We start from the raw sequence: 19,225 nt of genomic DNA on the forward strand, positions 1-19,225 counted from the left end.
TGAGGTAGAGAATGATTAAAATTTTAGTAATTGAAGATGAAGAATCAGTCAGAGAAAATATTCTAGATTTGCTAGCAGCAGAAGATTTTTCTACTATAGCTGCTGCCAATGGCAAAATTGGCATAAATTTAGCTTTAGCAGAATTTCCTGACCTAGTTTTATGCGATATGATGATGCCAGAAGTTGATGGTTATGGTGTATTGACAGCGTTACGCCAAGAACCATTAACAGCAACTATTCCTTTTATTTTTCTCACAGCTAAATCAGCTAAAGCAGATTTTCGTCAAGGTATGGATATGGGTGCAGATGATTATCTAACCAAGCCATTTACCAGAGCAGAATTATTGAGCGCTGTGATGAATCGGCTAGAAAGACAAGCTACGTTAAAAAAGTATTTGAGCAATCAAAATTTAATTAAAACATCATCTCCAAAATTGCAGTTATTAGAGATGGGGTTACATAAAGTGATTAAGCAACAAAATTTTCAAGAATTTGTGCTGTATTATCAACCAATAGTTAATATTAATTCTGGCAAAATAGTTGCAGCCGAAAGTTTATTACGTTGGCATAGTCCGGAGTTAGGTTTTGTTACTCCTACAGAATTTATTCCCATAGCCGAGTCCACAGGTTTAATTGTGCCGATTGATCAGTGGGTAGTAAAAAACGTGTGTCAGCAAATTCAAACCTGGCATAAAGCTGGAGTAGAATGTTTGACAATTTCGGTCAACTTATCAGCAATGGAATTTAATACACCAGATTTTATTCAACAAATTACAGATGCTTTAAAAATTAATAATTTGTCTCCACATTGCTTAGAAATAGAATTAACAGAAAGCATGATTATGCAAGATTTAAACATTACGATTGTTGCTATGAAAAAATTACAATCTCTAGGAGTGAAAATTGCGATCGATGATTTTGGCACTGGTTATTCTTCTTTAATCTACTTGAAAAATTTACCAGTCAGTACTCTAAAAATCGACCGCTATTTTATTCATAATGTAGATGAAGATATCCAAAAGTCTGCTATTACCAAAGCTTTAATTGAAATGGCACATAACATGAATATACAAGTGATTGCTGAAGGAGTCGAAACGGAAGCAGAGTTGGCATTTCTCAAGCAAAACAAATGTGATGCTATGCAAGGTTTTTTGTTCAGTCGTCCATTACCAGCAGCAGAATTTGAAAACTTTTTATGGACTAACAAGCATTTGACTGTTTAATGCTCAAATTTTTAAAATTTATCATTTTCTTAACAACACCTAATTAATTGCCCGTGCTGTAATTTAGTAATCCTGATTAATTAAGATTTGATATTATTATGAATTTTCTATGATCTTTATAGTGTATAATAACCAATTTTATTTTTAAATTAATATGAGTAAAATTTTAGTTATTGAAGATGACATCAATGTTCGTCAAAATATTTTAGAACTACTACATAGTGAGGGATTTAACAATATACTTGAAGCTCACAATGGACGTATGGGTGTGCAATTAGCGCAAGCAGAAATTCCTGATTTAATTATTTGTGATGTCATGATGCCAGAACTAGATGGTCATGAAGTATTAAAAACGTTACGTCAACAGCCAGAAACGGCAATGATTCCTTTAATTTTCTTAACTGCTAAATCTGACAAAACCGACTTCCGTCAAGGCATGGCACTGGGGGCAGATGATTACGTGATTAAGCCCTTTACTAGAGTAGAGTTATTAACAGCAATTAGTTGTCGCTTAGAAAAACACAGTATTATTAAACAGCACAGCCAACAAAAACTGGAAAATTTACGTAATAGTATAGCTCTATCTCTCCCTCACGAAATGCGAACACCTTTGAATGGGATTTTAGGTTTTTCACAGTTTATGATGGAAGAAAGCGAGAGCCTAGATGCCGGAACAATTCGGGATATGGCTGAGTCTATTTATTTATCTGGTGAACGTTTATTTGCGTTGATTCAAAATTTTTTGCTGTATGCAGAACTAGAGATTATTGCTACAGATTCAGAACAAATTAAATTACTACAAAGCCAAAATACTCTATTTCCTACTCTTTTATTAACGAATATAATTACGGAAAAAGCTATAAAAGTAGGTAGAAAAGCCGATTTGCAAGTCAATTTACAACCGTGTAATGTGAAAATCTCGCTAGAAAAGCTGACTAAAATTATCGAAGAATTGGTTGATAATGCTCTCAAATTTTCCCCTGCGGGAAGTCCCATTCAAATTAATACTGAGTTGGTTAATAATACATTAACTTTAAATTTTATAGACTACGGGCGCGGGATGACCGCAACACAAATTGCTGAATTAGGTGCTTATCAGCAATTTGAACGTAAACTTTATGAACAACAAGGCTCAGGCTTAGGATTAATTATTGCTAAACGTCTAGCAGAATTACACGGCGGCAATCTGAAGATTAAAAGCCAGCCAGATGAAAAAACTATTGTGCAAGTAATGCTACCTGCAAGTACGTTACCCAGGAAGTGAGGGAGTGCTGAGTGCTGTTAGCGGAAGCGGGGCGTTTAGCCCGTGCTGAGTGATGAGTGAGGGAGTGAGGGAGTGAGGGAGTGAGGGAGTGCTGAGTGATGAGTAATGCGTAATGACCAATGACTATTGACTATTGACTATTGACTATTGACTATTGACCATTGACCATTGACCATTGACCATTGACTAATAAAAGCTTGGGCATTACTCAAGATGCAAATTGCCCTTGGGCAATGCCGTAAGCTAGTTGGGTATGTAGATTTGGCTGACTCAATGACTATTATCTGTAACTGATGTTTGCGATCGCGTTGGGTTTTTCGTTTAAGTTAGAGTATAAATTGTATATGTTGTATACAAATGGGCAGACTAGTATCATAGTTCGGTGGTACACCAATGGCAAAGCGATCGCTACAAGCATCAGCACAAGGTATCAAAAAGGCCAAGCAGGCGTTTAAACGCAAAGGTTGGACACAAGAATATTTAGCTTCTGAAGTCGGGTTAGAAACTCGCCAGCCCATATGGAAATTTTTTAGTGGTAAGCCTGTTGACCGTCATGTCTTTAATGATATATGTTCTGCCCTTGAGTTAGAAGCCTCAGAAATTGTTCAACCATTTGTTTTTGATGAGTCTATCACACTAGATTTACTAGAAGAACACGCCACGCTAGATATTGACGGTTTGGTAGAAAAACTCAGAGCAATTCATCACCATAAAATTCAAGCCCAATGCGGTACATTACATCTTTTAGATATTACTCGACCTGTTGCTGTCAATGATATTTATATCGAGGTTAATGTTTGTGAAGATATTGCTAATCAAAAATGGTTAGATATTAATGAATTACAAAAGTTAAACTCTCATGACCATCACAGTTCTATTTTCACTCAATTGTCTTCTCAACAACTTGGTGGTTTAGCAGCCGTCGCCAAATATGAGAAGATGATTCTGTTAGGAAAACCAGGTTCAGGTAAAACTACATTTTTACAATCAGTTGCCCTGAGTTGCAATCAAGGTATTTTTCTGGGCAACTATTTACCAATTTTCATTAATCTTAAGAGTTTTGCTGATGATGCTAGAGATTACCATCAACTTAGTTTATGCAAATACATACATGAATATTTGATGGACTCTAGTATTTCTGAATTAGAATTGATGATGATATTACATCAAGGTAGAGCTTTAATTTTATTGGATGGCTTAGATAAGATTATTGGCAGCAATCAGGAAAAAATTCTGAATAAAATCAGGAGTTTTATTGATAAGTTTTACAAAAATCGCTTAGTTATTACTTGTCGCACAGGTGCAAACCACTCTAAGTTTTATGGTTTTACTGAATTAGAAATTGCTGATTTTAATAAATTACAAATAGCTGAATTTACCCATAAATGGTTTTCACTAGTTGCCAAAAATTCTCCTGATGAAGCGCAAATAATAGTCTATCAATTCATGCAAAAACTGGAGATAGCCGAAAACTCAGAAATTCTCCAATTAGCGACTACACCACTGCTATTGAATCTCATTTGTCTGTTTTGGCAATCTGTGAGAGACTTTCCTCCTAACCATTGGGAAATTTATAAGCAATCTCTGGATCTACTACTAGTACGTTGGGATGAAGTTAGAGGAATGAAATTTTCTCAAGTCACACCTGACTTGTCTTTACTACATAAAATCAAACTACTTAGTCACATTGCCATCATTAGCTTTTATCAACAGCATTACTGGTTTACAGAAACTCAAATTAAACAAATTATTGCTGATTATTTATGTAGCTTACCTAATGCAAATACTGATCTAGATGCTTTAGAATTAGAGAGTGGAGCAGTTTTGCAAATGATGGAAATGCAACATGGACTGCTAGTAGAAAAGGCAAAAGGAATTTATGCTTTTTCTCACTTAATTTTTCAAGAGTATTTCACAGCTAGAGAGATTGTTACTAATACTAATCATCAAAATTTAAAAGACTTGACTAATCACTTAAATGATAAACCTTGGCGCAAAGTCTTTTTACTAAGTGCGGCAATGCTCAAACCAGCAGATGCTTTATTTAAGTTAATGAAGGCAGCGATTGATCATATGGTGATCAAAAATGCTAAGTTATCTAAATTTCTGCAGTGGGTAGAACAAAAATCTGCTCAAGTCAAATCTGAGTGCTGCTGTGCTAGTGTCCGGGCTTTTTACTTGACGACTGCTCTACCCCCAGATAATCCTTTAGCTGGCAATCAAGATTTAGCGATCGCTTTAGATCATCAGTTTACCAGTAAATTGTCTGGAGATTTAGCTCTAGATTTGGCTTTGATTCATGCACTGATGGTAAGTTTGACAATCACGGCAGATATCTTTTTCTTGAGACTATCTACTTTAAACTTAGCGCTTGACTTGAAACACTTGTTAGTCAATGAAGTATTTTTGCACCAATCTCTGCAACACCTCCAATATCAGCTACCATCTCCTACTCAAAGTCGAGAAAATTTAAGAATTTGGTGGCAAGCCAACGGCCAAACCTGGACAGAGGAGTTACGAACTGTACTCATCAATACTCGCCAAATTGGCTATGATTGGCAGTTCCATCAACAAGATTGTCAGGATTTACAACAGTACTGGGATGCAAATAAGTTACTTCTAGATTGTCTTTTAGTGGCTAATGATCTTTCGCCTAGTCTACGGAGTCATTTAGAAATGTCGATTGTCAAATTCTCTCACCAAAACAGTGCTGATACTAATTCGTAATTCGTAATTCGTAACTACTAAACCCGAATTTCTCACGAAATTTATCAAACCAAAGTCCAGAGACTGTAGGGGCGGGTTCACAAATATGCTTCAATCATTCACGAATATCTCGTTAACCCGCCCCTACCGTTTTGTGAGAAATGCAGGTAAATACTATTTTACATTTAGAGGAAATTGGAAGAATCAAGTAGAAAACCTATTGATTGAACTTGGATTATTTTAAAGTTTAACTAACAAAAACTTCCATGAAAAAAGGCATCTTTTTAAGATGCCTGTCATGCAGGAAAAACCCAAAAGGGTTTATCCCTACACCTTCCCAACAATCAGCAACAGTGGCTAATTAGTGACTAGCCACACTCACAGTCACAAACGTGAATATAATTATCTTATTCACCAAAATCTATGAGTGCCGCAGTATAACCACTGAAAATTCTTCTGCGCTACTAAAATATAGCTATGATTGTCAGTTTTCTCAGGTATACACAAAATACTAACTTTTGTTAGTAACTAAATCATGATGCCGATTGTAATAGTATACAGTTCCACAAATAGCAGACATGATGATCCATGAAAGAGTGTTCAATCTAAAATCAAATAGAGTTACATCTACTGTATTGAATAACACCCACTCACCAAAAACTACCAGATAACTAAATAATATTAATCCATCTTCTTTCCCCTGAGCATTTAATTTTCTGAGTATTTGAAAACCCGCAAAAAATATCCAACCAAGTAAACCTAAAAATAACAAAGTACATGGCAATCCAGTTTCCGCAGATAGCATCAAAAATAAATTATGGGGGTGTCCCAAATCAATCTGCATCTGGTTTTTATAAAGGGCTGTAAAATTACGCAATCCCCATCCTGTCCAGGGACGTTGTTGAGTCAAAGACCAAGCAAATTGCCACTGAGTTTTTCGCATTAAAGCCACTGGCCGGTCTGGATACAAATCATCGTTTAATCTTGCCCAAAAGAAAGCCGGGACGACACGACGAAAAATTTGCGCCACTGGGGGAGGGGCAAAAGCTGCTAATAAAACAGTAGTGACTATGCCAGCAACACCACCGACTAATAAGCGCCAACCTTGATAAAATGCGAATGCTAAACAAGCAATAATAGCGATCGCCCATCCATTACGCGAGTTAGTTAAAATCAAAGCGGCAAAGTTAGCGATGATTGAGAGGGTGAGGAAAATTTTGGGGATCGGGGATTGGGTATTGGGGACTGGAGAATGAACTTCATCTAATAATAATCCGATCGCTAGTGTGAAAGCGATCGCTAAATAAGCTGCCAAAATATTGGCGTGCATGAAAATCGCTGCCATTCTTCCTGGTGGAAATCCGGATGGTGTAATAGTCCAATCGAGCAAAATCCACAAAACTTGTACCTGCAAATCCCAGCCCAAAAACAACTGTCCAAAGCCCATCATGACAATTGGTACGGAACTAATCACCAAAATCCAGGCTATGCGCCTTAATTGGGCAGTTGTTTGAATTAAGGCGCTCAAACCTGTCACTATCAAGATGAATGGCAATAAATTGAACAGTCCCACAAAAGCTGCCGCTTTGTCATTGGCAAAGACAGCAGAAACAAACAGCAAAAAACTGAAAAGAGCAAATCCCCAGTTAATTGGCTGCTGAATAATGGTGCGGTATTGTCGCCACCAGGTAATCAATACCGCCAACATCATACAGACAAAACCCACAAAAGGCGTGAGTGGAAAAATTAATAGTCCTAATTGAAAGCAATTCCAAGGAAATTGATCATCAGGTTTGGGACGATAAAAAGCTATTTTCAAGCCAACTCCCAACATTCAGCACGGGTGAGACGAATTTGCGCCAAAGCAAAAATAGTAGGGATAATTCTACCGTAGTTAGTGGCAATGGTTCTCCAGCCTAAATCGGCAAAAAACCAAGCCCACATCACAGGGCCAACAAAAGCAAACAGGCTGCGAACTGCTCCATAACGAGCCGCATTTACAGTCATACCCCTTCTAGCCATTTGCAAGGCTACATAGCTTTGAAACTGTGTTGTTGCTACTTGAGAACCCTTGATTACTGCTTCTGTTGCTACTTGGTATGTGGCAAAATGCAAGGCAAATTGACGGGCAATTTGTTGTAAAACAAGTGGTTGAACAACGGATGTCACAGCTAAAGCGCTACCACCTTTTAATAACAAGCTCAAAGGATCACGCTGTAATAGTAGTGGTAAAGGTTGTTTGATATTGGATTTCACCAGATGACGTTGTACTCGCGCCGCCAATTTTTGTTTTTCTGTTTCTGGTAATTTTTTCCACACCTTTCCTAACAGATGGAGAAATACTTCTGCTTCTAAATCAATTGTTGTTAAATCTTGAGAGTAAGGAATTTTCAAATATTTACAAACTTGAATCAGTGCTTGACGGTAAGTTACTTGGGTTGTCCGTCCCCTAAGTACTGTTACCCCATCTGCTGCTAAAAATCGAAAGCGATTTTCTAGCGAATCTAGCCAAGCTTCACGGTCTTGACTTTGAATTTCGATGGGTTCCGGTGTGTGAACATAATCTAGGGGATTGAACTTGCGACTAAACAGAATTGCTGTTAAATCCTGTAATTCTTCGTCAGTTGCTAACTCTAGCGCCGCCCTCAACTCATCCAATTTCCCTTCCTCCCTTCCATGCTGCATATCTGTACCCTATTCTACTATTAGCTTTCATCAGAAATGGGAATGGGGAGGGAGAGATGGGGGGATGGGGGGATAGGGAGATGGGGGAAAGAATTATCTCTTTGTCCCCTTGTCCCCTTGTCCCCTTGTCCCCTTATCCCCTTATCCCCTTCCTTGTCCCCTTGTCCTTTCCAAGTCTCTAAAATTTATGAACGATATCATAGTCATTGGTGCAGGTATAGCTGGCTTAGTTTGCGCCCAGCAGTTAAGTCAAGCTGGTTATTCTGTGTTGGTTGTGGAAAAGTCTCGTGGTTTGGGGGGACGAGTGGCTACACGACGCTTACACGAAACTTTGGCAGATCATGGTGCTTGTTATCTCAAGCCTAAAGGCGAATTATTTACTAGTCTTGTGGAGTTATTGTGCGATCGCCAGATCCTAAAAGTCTGGACAGATCAAGTTCATGAATTCCATCCCGATTCAGGACTATTTACTCCTGACTTAGCATACCGTTATGTTGCGCCTGGGGGGATGAGTGCGATCGCTAAATTTCTCGCTCAGAATTTGCAGATTTTACTCAATCAGCGTGTCACAGAAATTAACTTAACTGGAAACAAAACTTGGCGACTGACTTTAGAATCGAGCAATGAGGTACTAACAGCTAAGGCTTTAGTTGTGGCTATTCCTGCACCTCAAGCTTTGACACTATTAACACCATTGGGGGAAGGTGTACTGGGAGGAGAATTTCTGACAAATTTAAGTGCTGTGGAATTCTCTGCTTGTATTAGTGCGATCGCTGGTTATCCTGCTTCCTCTCATCTTATCCCTGATTGGCAAGCTATCAGTTTTATTGATGATGCTATTTTGGGATGGATTGGTTTAGATAGCAGCAAACGTCTCCAACCCCAACAACCAGTGTTTGTCTTGCACAGTAGTGCCAAGTTTGCCCAACAACATCTAGAATCACCAGACTTACAACCATTAGGACAGCAGATGTTGCAATCTGCTGCTGAGACTTTAGCAATTCCCGGTTTAACTACACCAGAGTGGTTACAAGTTCATCGTTGGCGCTATGCTTTTCCTAGCATTCCTTGGTCAGAGCCAATTTTATCGGCTGCATCGCCATTACCTTTAGTTTGTTGTGGTGATTGGTGCGGTGGCCATCTTGTAGAAGGAGCAATGCTTTCAGGAATAGCTGCATCTGGGGAAATTAACAATTATTTAAGTCAATTACTACTTCCTGGTGTGAACTTTTTCAAAGTTTTTAGTGAATAATTGCATCTATCGTTAGACTGGTGACTCGATATAAGTAAGTTAGCAAATCAATCATCTCCAGTCTCCCAAACTATAATTTTTGACTGTTGACCCTTGAGCATCGACTATTGACTATGTTTTCAATAAGTAGTGTTAACAAAACAGGAGAGCTAGTTTAGTTAATAACGTTACCATTATTAACCAAACTAGCTCTACTTTATATTGATCCCTGATTATTTATGCTGCGTTTTATGTAGATTTTCAGCCAAAAGGCATAAATTTGAAAAAATTAAAATATAACAATAAGACATTACTACTTTCCCCATCTGTTGATTACTGTTTTTAGACGCTATACTGTCAAACAGTATCAATTTTAAAAAAGAGTAGAGTCAAATAGCTAGGATTCTCCTCAGATAAAAGTTCGTTTATGGTCGGAGTTAAAACACAGAGATAAACCCTCAATGGTGACTAACAAAATATTGTCATTTTGGCTGTTTGTCTCTATAAATAAACAGGAGTTAAAAAATCATGAAAACAGTCGTTAATTTAACACAACAATCAGTCTTGGGAGAGATTGAAAATGTTCTAGATACATATCCATATCATCCCTATCAACAAGCATTTGCAATTCCTGATTTACGCCAAGAGCTAATAGCCTTTGTGCTGAATCGGATTCCTTGTCTTTATAGTGTCGTCAGTGACGAACAACTGTTACTACAAAGCTGTGACAAAGAAAGCTGGCTTAACAATAAGTTACCTCGTAGTCCGTTAGAGCAGCAACTGCATTTACAACGTCTGATTCACGAAGGTATTTACGCCATTTTTCAAGAAAAATCAGACTGGATTAGCCATCATCTTTGTGAATCTGTGCAAGCAGGTTGTGAACCATCTCATTGGTTTGGTTAATGTGTAAGGATTCAGGAGTCAGAATACAGGAGTCAGAATAGTTCAAATTTTCATATTTGATGAGTAAGCTAATTCCTGAACCCTGATTAATTCTGACTTCTCACTCCTGGGTGCTGAGTTCTTACGTTAATGTTAAGTCTTAACTGGCTAATTGAGAGGTTGTAGCGTCAAAAATATTGTTGAAATTAGCTCTTGCTGAGAATAAATTGAGTATCAAATATTCCCAGCAAGAGCTTATCTGTAAGTATGACATGATAGTTGAAAAAGGCAGATGCGATGGGCTATGCCGAATTATAGGCGATCGCTTGTTTATTCCCTGATGTCCAAGATGATGCTCGCCTGATTTTGGCAATTTTAGAGTCGGCGATGTTCTCTAGAAGGCTATTGTCCACACTCAAAGAAAGTGAGGATGAAATCAGATTAGTCTGACTTATCTTAATTGGTGGCGTTCTTCGTCTGCTGCAAATTCAACCTTGTCCGGTATGGAACGTTCATGTTCTTCGTACTCTTGTTGAATCATGTCAAAAACGTCAATCAGTTCCCCACGAGCTTGATCTGGTGTTTTTCCCCAAGGATAATAACTGAGCATGGCTGGTATATTGGCCATAAAAGTAGTATTATCGTCGGGGCGAATTATGCTGGTGTAGCCTTGCTGAGACTGCATGAAGATAGCCTGAAGTTAAAATTACATATTCAAGTGTAAAAGCAAAATCTCAAAAGCAGGAAAATTTGAGATATAAATACTACTATTGCGATCAAATTTTTACAATTCTCATTCCAGCTATTAGTCTTGCAAGCTATCCCCTAGCGCAAAAACAACTCTCGAATGCCGGTGCTACCAATTTCCACTGCTAGCGCCGCTAACAAAAAGCCTAAAAGCTGAGTCACAATCACGCTACCCTCAACTCCAATCAACTTCTCTATTTGATTCGCCAAGCGCAAAATTAACCAGGAGACAAACATCGCTCCGATCATCCCCAATGTTACCTCTAAATTGGGATTCTCAGGTTTAGAAATCAACAACATCACTGTTGTTAGTGTACCCGGCCCTGCTAACAACGGCAAAGCTAGAGGTGTAATTGCCACATCACGCCCTTCTTCGGTAATGGGTGTCTCCAACTCGCCCCGAAGCATTTGCAAGGCAATTAATAGCAGCAGCAATCCTCCAGCTACTCGCAAGGATGCCATGCTAATTTCTAGATAATTCAAAATATATTGACCACCAAAAGCAAACACTAGCAGAACTGCGATCGCTATAATACTGGCTTTATCAATTACTTTATTTCTATCTTCTGGTGTCATCCCTTTGGTTAAAGCCAAAACTATTGGTATATTACCTATTGCATCTGCCAACACGAACACAGCGATAAAAGTCTGAATCAAAACCGAGGTATCCACATTATTGCCAATTTATCAAAGTTTGATAACAACTTAACTTGATTTGGCTCAGTTTGTCATAACTCGTAGGAAGATTAAATTAGTCAATAGTCAATAGTCATTAGTCATTAGTCATTGGTCATGACTCCCTCACTCTCTCACTCCCTCATACCATTTCACTAAATGAATGATACAAATAATTTCTCCTCTGCCCCTCTGCTCCTCCGCTCCCCTGCTTGCCTAAATGTATCAACCTTAAAGTGAAACGGTATCACTCCCTTACTCAGCACGCGGCTCATCGCCCCGCTACCGCTAACAGCACTCAGCACTCACTTACTCACTCCCTACTCTCTACTCCCCAACTAACGGTATATTTGAGTATCCATCTCACACAAGTCCACTGTTTTTGTTAAGTCTATGAAGTCTTATTTAGCAGCTGCTATTCAAATGACCAGTGTGCCTGATTTACACAAAAATTTGGCACAAGCAGAAGAATTAATTGATTTAGCCGTGCGTCGGGGTGCTGAATTGGTTGGTTTGCCCGAAAACTTTTCATTTATGGGCGAAGAACAAGATAAACTAGCACAAGCAGAAGCGATCGCTCGTGAAAGTGAAATTTTTATCAAAAAAATGGCGCAGCGTTTCCAAGTCACTCTTTTGGGTGGTAGTTTTCCTGTGCCGGTAGGAGATACAGGTAAAGTCTATAACACTACAATCCTCGTTAGCCCCAGTGGTGAGGAACTCGCACGTTACAATAAGGTACATCTTTTTGATGTGAATGTTCCTGATGGTAATACATACCGGGAATCTAGCACGGTTGTAGCAGGTCAACAATTACCACCCGTCCACTTTTCCGAAAGACTGGGAAACATTGGTGTATCGATTTGCTACGATGTCCGTTTCCCAGAACTATACCGCCATTTATCTGATAAAGGAACAGATATTATTTTTATACCAGCTGCCTTTACAGCATTTACAGGCAAAGATCACTGGCAAGTTTTACTCCAAGCCAGAGCCATCGAAAATACTGCCTACGTAATTGCCCCCGCACAAGCTGGTAACAATTACAGCCGCCGCCTTACTCACGGACACGCCGTTATTATCGATCCTTGGGGAGTAATTTTAGCTGATGCTGGCGACAAACCAGGAATTGCGATCGCCGAAATTAATCCCTCCCGCTTAGAACAAGTCCGTCGTCAAATGCCTTCCCTACAGCATCGGGTTTTTAGTTGATTACGGAGGGAGTGCTGAGTGAGGGAGTGAGGAGACAAGGATCTGGGGAGACAGGGGGAGCAGAGAAGCGGAGGAGCAGGGGAGAATAATTAATGACTACTCACTACTCACTACTCAGCACTATTGACTATTGACTATTGACTATTGACTATTGACTATTGACCAATGACTAATGACTATTGACTCTCTTTCGGTGGTGTAATTCCATGCAGTTTGATAAAGCTATCAAAGGAGTACCAAGCTAACACGTACCAGGGGATAATTTCAAACTGCAACCCTTTAATAATTAATTGTCTCACAGCGAGAATACTCAGTCCGAGAGGGAAAAGGAACCGGATATCAACCACACCATCAGTTGCTTGTTTAACTCGTTTATTCAAATCGACAACTGCACTGGATACGGTAGTAGCTGCTTCTGTATTCCCTACTGTGATTTCGGTGAAAATCATTCCTAAATCTTTGAGGGTTGCTAACACATCTTGACAACTATCACTTGTGCCATCATGTTTAATCACAATACTGCCATGCTCGGTATTAGTCCGCACTTCACTAACTTTGGGTTGTGCTGCTAACACACTAGCGATATGTGCCATTGTTTCTGGTAGACGGTGAGATTGGGAAATTCTCAATCTTAATCTTCCTGGTGTGTCACTAATAATCTTGGTAGATATGGGTGGAGATGGCACACTAAAATTTATTTTCTCTTGAATTTTTGGCATTGTCGTGAGATTACCATGACTATTGGTCAACATGAAGCCATACTCCAAACTTAATACGTTGGCTAATTGTTATTAGTGTTTGTTCACAAGTTTTATAAAACTAGTGTTTAAATACAAATTATTTCAATTAAAAATCCCAAAATAATTTTATTTAGATGTAGGTTGGGTGGAGCAAAGTGTAACCCAACATGGATCTCGATAACTCAATTGAAGAAGAATTCAGAAGTCAGGAGTCAAAATCAATTTTTTTGCTTGTAGAGACGTTGCACTGCAACGTCTCTAGATTCATTTTTGGAGATGTCTATTACCCATTACCAATTTACACCCCATTATCGGAGCTATCAATATTCGTGCTAGCAGCTTCAAATGCAGGTGTTTCTTTAGATTCCGCCAATTCAGCTTTCGCCTCAGCTACGATATCTTCCCAGGTTTCGCCTAGTTCAGCAAAAGCGCCTTTACTTTTTTCATAGGCGAGAATTCCGCCTTTGATGAGTGATTTAGCGATGGGTTTACCAATACCTGCAACGACGGGAATCAAAACAGGAGCTAATATTACAGCACCAATACCAGCGATAAGTCCAGGAGCGCCGGCTTCTTCAACAAAATCAGTAATTTTAGGCATGATTTATTCCTCTAGTGATTTGAAAATTTGCATGAAAGCTTTCTAGCCTAATCTTGCTAGATTGGTTAATTCATCTTCCTGCTGGGAGAGCTTTTTTGGGTGAGTGTTTAAGGATGGGGCGTAAGCCGTTGACTCCTGCAACGATGGTTGAGCCATTGTTGACTACTGTTGCTGCTAAGGGGTTTAATCCAAACAACACTGCTACAACTAAGGCTCCCAGGTTAGGAATAGCGACAATTCCAGTGTTTTGATGAATCAAACTCTTCGCTTGACGGGCGATCGCAATTGCCTCTAATATGCCATGTAAGTCGTTTTGCATCAGCACCACATCTGCTGTTTCGCGGGCGATTTCTGAACCGTGAGCGAAGGATACAGAAACGTCGGCGTAAGCTAAAGCTGGCGAATCGTTAATCCCATCTCCAACAAATGCAACTGTTTTACCTTGTTCGTGCAGTCCACGGACTACCGTTGCTTTTTGTTCGGGAAAGGCTTCTGCATGAGTATGCTGAGGGGCAATTCCCAAGTCTGCGGCTACAGCTGTGGCTGTGCGCTTGTTGTCTCCGGTGAGCATATGGACTTCTACGCCTTCCACCGTCATGAGCTGGGAAATTACTTCTTTGCTCTCTGGGCGAAGAATATCACTATATCTTATTTTACCTTGGAGTTGCCCGTTACTGGCGACATATATTACAGAAGTGGCTTTTTGTCCATTGCCGTTGAGGGCTGCCATGTCAACATTTTGTTGCCGTAAAAAGCGCTCACTACCGACGTAAACTGTTTCGCCATCAATCTCTGCTTTCACACCCAAGCCCAATTGATAATCCCATTTACTGCGGCTGGGGATTGCTACTTTTTGTGCTTCTGCATAGCGAATCACAGCTTCAGCTACAGGGTGTGTCAGACGTTGTTCGGCGGCGGCGGCGAGGGCTAAAATGCGATCGCTAGATATATCTGGATTGTAACTATCAACCCCAATCACAGCTACTTCCCCTTGGGTGAGTGTACCTGTTTTGTCAAAAACGATGGTATCAACTTCTGCTAATCGCTCCAAAGCTCTACCACTGCGAATCAAGATGCCTTGCCGAGCAGCATAAGATAAGGCAGCTAAGACTGTTGTGGGTACAGATACCCGAATACCTGTAGCAAAATCGAGTGTTAAGACGCTAGCAGCGCGGATGGGATTGCGGGTAGCAGCAAATACAGCAGCCCCTAATAAAATAGTGGGAACTACGGCTCTTTCGGCAATTTTTGTAGCGTAGTTTTCCATGCGAGTATCGTGAACTGGAGCTTCTTGCATCAGTTTGATGCTCTGTCCTGCCCGCGTATCATTACCTACCCGTTCGACTAAAATATATACTCGTCCTTCCCGTACCAAAGTGGAAGCAAATACAGCTTGTCCTTTGGTTTTGAGGATGGGTACAGATTCACCTGTGAGTTTTTGTTCATCTAGCAGTGCCTTACCCTTGAGGATACTGCCATCCACAGGTACTTGTTCCCCAGGGTAAACGATCACTGTATCCCCTGGTTGGACTTGTTGGATGGGGATTTGTTGTTTGTCGCCATCACGCTCTACCCAGACAAATTGTCCCAAAGAACTGAGCAAATCCAAAGTTTGCATTTTCGAGGAACGTGCCGTGCGATCGCGGATATTTTCGCCAATTTCAATTAAACTCAACATCAGGGATGGAGTGAGAAACTGACCTTGGACTGTAGTGATAGCGATCGCTAGAAAGTCTAAAAAGTCAATTGTCAGTTTGCGTTCACTAACAATGCCCTCTAGCGCTCTTTTAAATACAGGTAAGGTTGCTAGGACAATAGTTCCGGCAGTAACAAGGGGCGGGATCGATAACCCGACAGGCCCCCCCAAAATCGCTAAACCAGTAGCTAAAGCGGAAAGTTGCAATCCTGGCCAAGACATTTCCTCACTTTCTGGTGATGCTGCTTTTTGCGGATGGAGGAGGACAATACCGGGATCACTAGCAGCGACGATTAAACAACCCAGACGCGATCGCATCTTAGCATCGCTGACCGCACTGGATTTATAAGTAACTGTTAAAGATGCTGCTGAGGGTTTAATTTTAACTCCACTCACCAGAGAATCAGCTTCCAGCAAGGTTTGTAATCGCTTAACATAGCTGGCATCGTTGCGTAGTCGAGGCACACGCCACCGCAATCTACCGGGGACAGCATGAACCACACTATAAGTAACCTGGGGAGCAGACTTGCGGGATTTAACTTTCTTAGTAGCTACAGCAACTTTACCATTCTGTTCCGCTACCGTTTGGTAAGGTATGGAAGTTACCGATACTTCCCCTCTAGTTACCTCCAAAGTCTCGTAAGACTCATGAGCAGGAGGTGACGCTAGTTCAACTATCATTTTTGCCATTACCTTGATCTCTGATGGGTGTGTAAATTTGTCGATAATGCTGAGTGAGGGAGTGATGAGTGCTGAGTGATGAGTGATGAGTGATGAGTGATGAGTGATGAGTAATTAGTTATTCTCCTCTGCTCCCCTGCTCCCCTGCTCCCCTTCCTCTCTAACCTCTAGCCCCTCACCAAATGCAGACTTGCTTGGTTTTAAATACTGCTGGGTGCATTGGCTGTGATCCCCGCAGATTGAATTAGGTTAATCAGATGTGACACAGCAGCTGTCAAGACGCTTTGTAGTTGCTGTTGGGAACGTTGCAACTTGTTTGTTTGATAGGTAATGACAACTGATGCTGCTTCCCTATTGATGCGCTCACTAATTACTACTGGATCTGATTGGAGTAAAGCCTGTAAGCGTTGGACATAAGCTGGATCTGAAGCGACTTGCGGTACATGAAACCGCACTCGTCCAGGAATGGTATGAACGATGCTATAGGCTATTTTTGTCGGCTGCTTGATTGTTTGTGGATAAATTACCGATGGAGGTGTAGAGGATAAGCTGGCTGGTTCTGTTGTAGGTTCTTCAACTTCCACCTGTGGCTCATCAGCTATCTGAAAGACAGATGCAGGTGATGATGGTAAAGCTGCTGGTTCTTCAGTCTCTACATCATCAGCCATCTCCAACAGACTAGCTAGATGCCCACGCATATCCACATGGTTAGCTAACTCAGATTGATAAGAAATTGCTAAAGATCCCGTCACAGAATTAACTTCCTGACTGATGACTCCACTTTCAGTTTCTAGCAACCTGAGTAGGTTTTGTAGGTATTTTGCATCTTCACTAATCCGAGGTACACAAAATACTATGTGTCCTGGCAGTGCGTAAGTCACACTGTAAGATACACGGTGTTGCGTCGGTCGCGGGACGGCATCCGATGATGATGCAGAATCCTCCATCTTGATTCCTCCACTGTTCCTCTAGGAACTATCTACAACGGCAAATTAGCTATTAAATCTAAAGAATAGGTGAGTGCTGAAGGTTTCATGTCAGCCCATAGACTAGAAATATCTAAAGATTGACCTTCAAATGTTGGTGTTGTTTCATCAGCCGATGCAGTTATCTGAGTAACTGTTTCTGGCTCAGATACAGATGATGTTGTCTCCACTGTTTCTGTGACTAGAGATAGAGATGTTTGTGGCTCGATTCTGGTGTTGGGGACTGTGACTGGGTTGATGTGCAAAGCTGATTCCAGCAAGTTTACCCAGTAAGATACAGCTACTTTGCTAGGCTTGTAAGAAATAGCCAAGGATGCTGCATCAGTATTTATCCGCACATTGGTGACTAAGGGATCAGCTTTTAATAACCTTTCTAGTCGCTTTACATAAGCGCGATCGCTCGCTATTAATGGTAAATTAAAGCGAATCCTCCCAGGGATTTCATGGACAACAGCATAAGTTAATTTTTCCGACTGCGTTGCTGTGCCAATATTTTTTTGATGATTAACGGGTTTATTTTCTGTAGTGGCTTTGCGGTGTTCCTCAATCTTCACCACAGTTTTCGGAGCCTCTTTAACAGCCTCTGTTCCACTAATTTGTGGTTTTAGATAGTCGATTACCGAGCGAGTCGCATCTGTGGTAATCATATAAACGGGTATCGCCGCTAAACCACTGATTCCCAGTCCGCCTGTCACCGCTAACCCCGTCATTAGAGGAATGAAGGAAACAGTCTGCTCTTTCCAAAAATCCGCAGACTTCCAAGGAGCAAAGGGATCTGACAATGGAGTATTTTGTGATGGTCGTATATTAAATTGTCTCAATATCCGCAACATCTGCCGCAGTGACAGTTTATTTTCATCAAAGGTTACTACCATGCTGCCAGTTTGCTCATTGGCTGCAACTTCTTTGACACCTTGATACTGCCGCAAGTGTTGAGTTATCTTTTTGACGTTAGAGTTGAAACTACCATCAGTCGCCTTGATGCGTATGCGTCCATTCGTTGCGTGTACAACTTGCATACCAGTAGCAGTGAGTTGCACTTGTGGCTGTATGGTTGCTCTACTGCTATTCGTATTCACTTTTACTTCATCGTTTTGACGCTGAGTAGAGGTTAAGTCAGAAGATATTTTTAACTGCGGACTCACCCTCTCACGACTACTAATAGTTTGTGTCATTTACTCGATAGCTACACCCAGCTTTAGGTTAACAATAGGTTAAGTATACATTAAAAAATTTTATTGCATATCATTCTAACAAAATATTTTTGTTAAGTCTTGTTTACTACCAATTTTTGATATTCTTGCTCAGTGATCATCTCTAGAGTATTTTCTATACGGTCTATAAAGACTACACCATCTAGATGATCAAATTCGTGTTGAAATATACGAGCGACAAAATCTGTTAGCTCTTGCTTTTGTAATTTGCCGTGACGGTCTGTATATTCTACTTCTATCGCTTGATATCTGGGGACTAACCCTCTAATACCAGGAACACTGAGACAACCCTCCCAATCTTTAACAACTTCGGTCGAGTGTGCCACTATCTTGGGATTGATCATAGCAGTAGGTTCCATTTCTGGTGCATGGGGATACCTGAGATTAGGACGAGAAGCCACAATAAATAAACGCTGTGACTGTGCTACTTGAGGAGCGGCAATTCCCACACCGTTAGCTTCAGCAACCGTAGCGATTAACTCATCAATTAGTTGCTGCACATTAGCATCATCGACATTTTCCACCAAAGCAGCTTTTTGGCGTAGCCTGGGATTACCTAATTGAATAATCATCATGGGAATAGGAGAGTATCTTATTAAATTTTAGCGGGGGTGATGAGCAGTTTGGTGAGATGGTCAACGTTTTGGAAAAGTTGGGGATCTCACAACCCAACACCCGAACC

General features: G+C 40.5%; 16 protein-coding genes. 6 read left to right on the top strand and 10 right to left on the bottom strand.

The genetic code is table 11. The features are described from left to right. The first annotated feature begins 11 nt into the window (after positions 1-11). From FD725_RS08955 to FD725_RS08965, 3 genes are all read left to right on the top strand, one after another. The gene (locus tag FD725_RS08955) at positions 12-1,223 is read left to right on the top strand and encodes an EAL domain-containing response regulator (protein ID WP_179047800.1); all 1,212 of its coding nucleotides are present in this window, start codon (positions 12-14) and stop codon (positions 1,221-1,223) included. Between the two features lie 154 nt (positions 1,224-1,377). Then, positions 1,378-2,487: a response regulator gene (locus tag FD725_RS08960; protein ID WP_179047801.1), complete on the top strand. Its 1,110-nt coding sequence runs from the start codon at positions 1,378-1,380 to the stop codon at positions 2,485-2,487. 393 nt (positions 2,488-2,880) lie between these two features. Continuing rightward, complete coding sequence (locus FD725_RS08965) at positions 2,881-5,214, top strand: NACHT domain-containing NTPase (RefSeq protein ID WP_179047802.1); 2,334 nt, start codon at positions 2,881-2,883, stop codon at positions 5,212-5,214. A 490-nt stretch (positions 5,215-5,704) separates the two neighbouring features. Here the strand turns inward: FD725_RS08965 and FD725_RS08970 are convergent, their stop codons facing one another. Both FD725_RS08970 and FD725_RS08975 read right to left on the bottom strand, forming a co-directional pair. Further along, positions 5,705-7,027, bottom strand: coding sequence for an O-antigen ligase (locus FD725_RS08970; protein ID WP_179047803.1), 1,323 nt, complete (start codon positions 7,025-7,027; stop codon positions 5,705-5,707). After that, positions 7,009-7,851, bottom strand: a complete 843-nt coding sequence (locus FD725_RS08975) for a YaaW family protein (protein WP_179051482.1) — start codon at positions 7,849-7,851, stop codon at positions 7,009-7,011. Before FD725_RS08975 ends, FD725_RS08970 begins: the two co-directional genes overlap by 19 nt. 214 nt (positions 7,852-8,065) lie before the next feature. On the opposite strand from FD725_RS08975, the gene FD725_RS08980 reads away from it, so the two are divergent. Both FD725_RS08980 and FD725_RS08985 read left to right on the top strand, forming a co-directional pair. Beyond that, positions 8,066-9,130, top strand: a complete 1,065-nt coding sequence (locus FD725_RS08980) for an NAD(P)/FAD-dependent oxidoreductase (RefSeq protein WP_179047804.1) — start codon at positions 8,066-8,068, stop codon at positions 9,128-9,130. A 507-nt stretch (positions 9,131-9,637) separates the two neighbouring features. Continuing rightward, a complete protein-coding gene (locus FD725_RS08985) occupies positions 9,638-10,015 on the top strand; it encodes a hypothetical protein (protein WP_179047805.1) in 378 nt (125 codons plus the stop codon). Positions 10,016-10,445: 430 nt separating this feature from the next. Here the strand turns inward: FD725_RS08985 and FD725_RS08990 are convergent, their stop codons facing one another. Beyond that, on the bottom strand, positions 10,446-10,679 hold the full coding sequence (locus tag FD725_RS08990) for a type II toxin-antitoxin system HicB family antitoxin (RefSeq protein WP_179047806.1): 234 nt from the start codon (positions 10,677-10,679) through the stop codon (positions 10,446-10,448). Positions 10,680-10,819: 140 nt separating this feature from the next. Beyond that, positions 10,820-11,413 carry a MarC family protein gene (locus FD725_RS08995; RefSeq protein WP_179047807.1) on the bottom strand — a complete coding sequence of 198 codons (594 nt, stop codon included), beginning with the start codon at positions 11,411-11,413 and terminating at the stop codon, positions 10,820-10,822. Positions 11,414-11,809: 396 nt separating this feature from the next. Here FD725_RS08995 and FD725_RS09000 point away from each other — a divergent pair, with 396 nt between their 5' ends. Continuing rightward, positions 11,810-12,625 carry a carbon-nitrogen hydrolase family protein gene (locus FD725_RS09000; protein WP_179047808.1) on the top strand — a complete coding sequence of 272 codons (816 nt, stop codon included), beginning with the start codon at positions 11,810-11,812 and terminating at the stop codon, positions 12,623-12,625. A 176-nt stretch (positions 12,626-12,801) separates the two neighbouring features. Here FD725_RS09000 and FD725_RS09005 read toward each other — a convergent pair whose 3' ends face one another. The 6 genes from FD725_RS09005 to def form a co-directional block, all read right to left on the bottom strand. After that, on the bottom strand, positions 12,802-13,377 hold the full coding sequence (locus FD725_RS09005) for an HMA2 domain-containing protein (protein ID WP_179047809.1): 576 nt from the start codon (positions 13,375-13,377) through the stop codon (positions 12,802-12,804). A 286-nt stretch (positions 13,378-13,663) separates the two neighbouring features. After that, on the bottom strand, positions 13,664-13,969 hold the full coding sequence (locus FD725_RS09010) for a DUF5132 domain-containing protein (protein WP_179051483.1): 306 nt from the start codon (positions 13,967-13,969) through the stop codon (positions 13,664-13,666). A gap of 67 nt (positions 13,970-14,036) precedes the next feature. Next, the gene (locus FD725_RS09015) at positions 14,037-16,352 is read right to left on the bottom strand and encodes a heavy metal translocating P-type ATPase (protein WP_179047810.1); all 2,316 of its coding nucleotides are present in this window, start codon (positions 16,350-16,352) and stop codon (positions 14,037-14,039) included. 191 nt (positions 16,353-16,543) lie between these two features. After that, complete coding sequence (locus tag FD725_RS09020) at positions 16,544-17,290, bottom strand: HMA2 domain-containing protein (RefSeq protein ID WP_179047811.1); 747 nt, start codon at positions 17,288-17,290, stop codon at positions 16,544-16,546. A gap of 32 nt (positions 17,291-17,322) precedes the next feature. After that, positions 17,323-18,504: an HMA2 domain-containing protein gene (locus tag FD725_RS09025; RefSeq protein WP_179047812.1), complete on the bottom strand. Its 1,182-nt coding sequence runs from the start codon at positions 18,502-18,504 to the stop codon at positions 17,323-17,325. A gap of 92 nt (positions 18,505-18,596) precedes the next feature. Next, a complete protein-coding gene (gene def / locus FD725_RS09030) occupies positions 18,597-19,118 on the bottom strand; it encodes a peptide deformylase (protein WP_179047813.1) in 522 nt (173 codons plus the stop codon). Between the last annotated feature and the right edge of the window lie 107 nt (positions 19,119-19,225).

It is taken from the genome of Nostoc sp. TCL26-01, assembly GCF_013393945.1.
Classification (GTDB): Bacteria; Cyanobacteriota; Cyanobacteriia; order Cyanobacteriales; family Nostocaceae; genus Trichormus.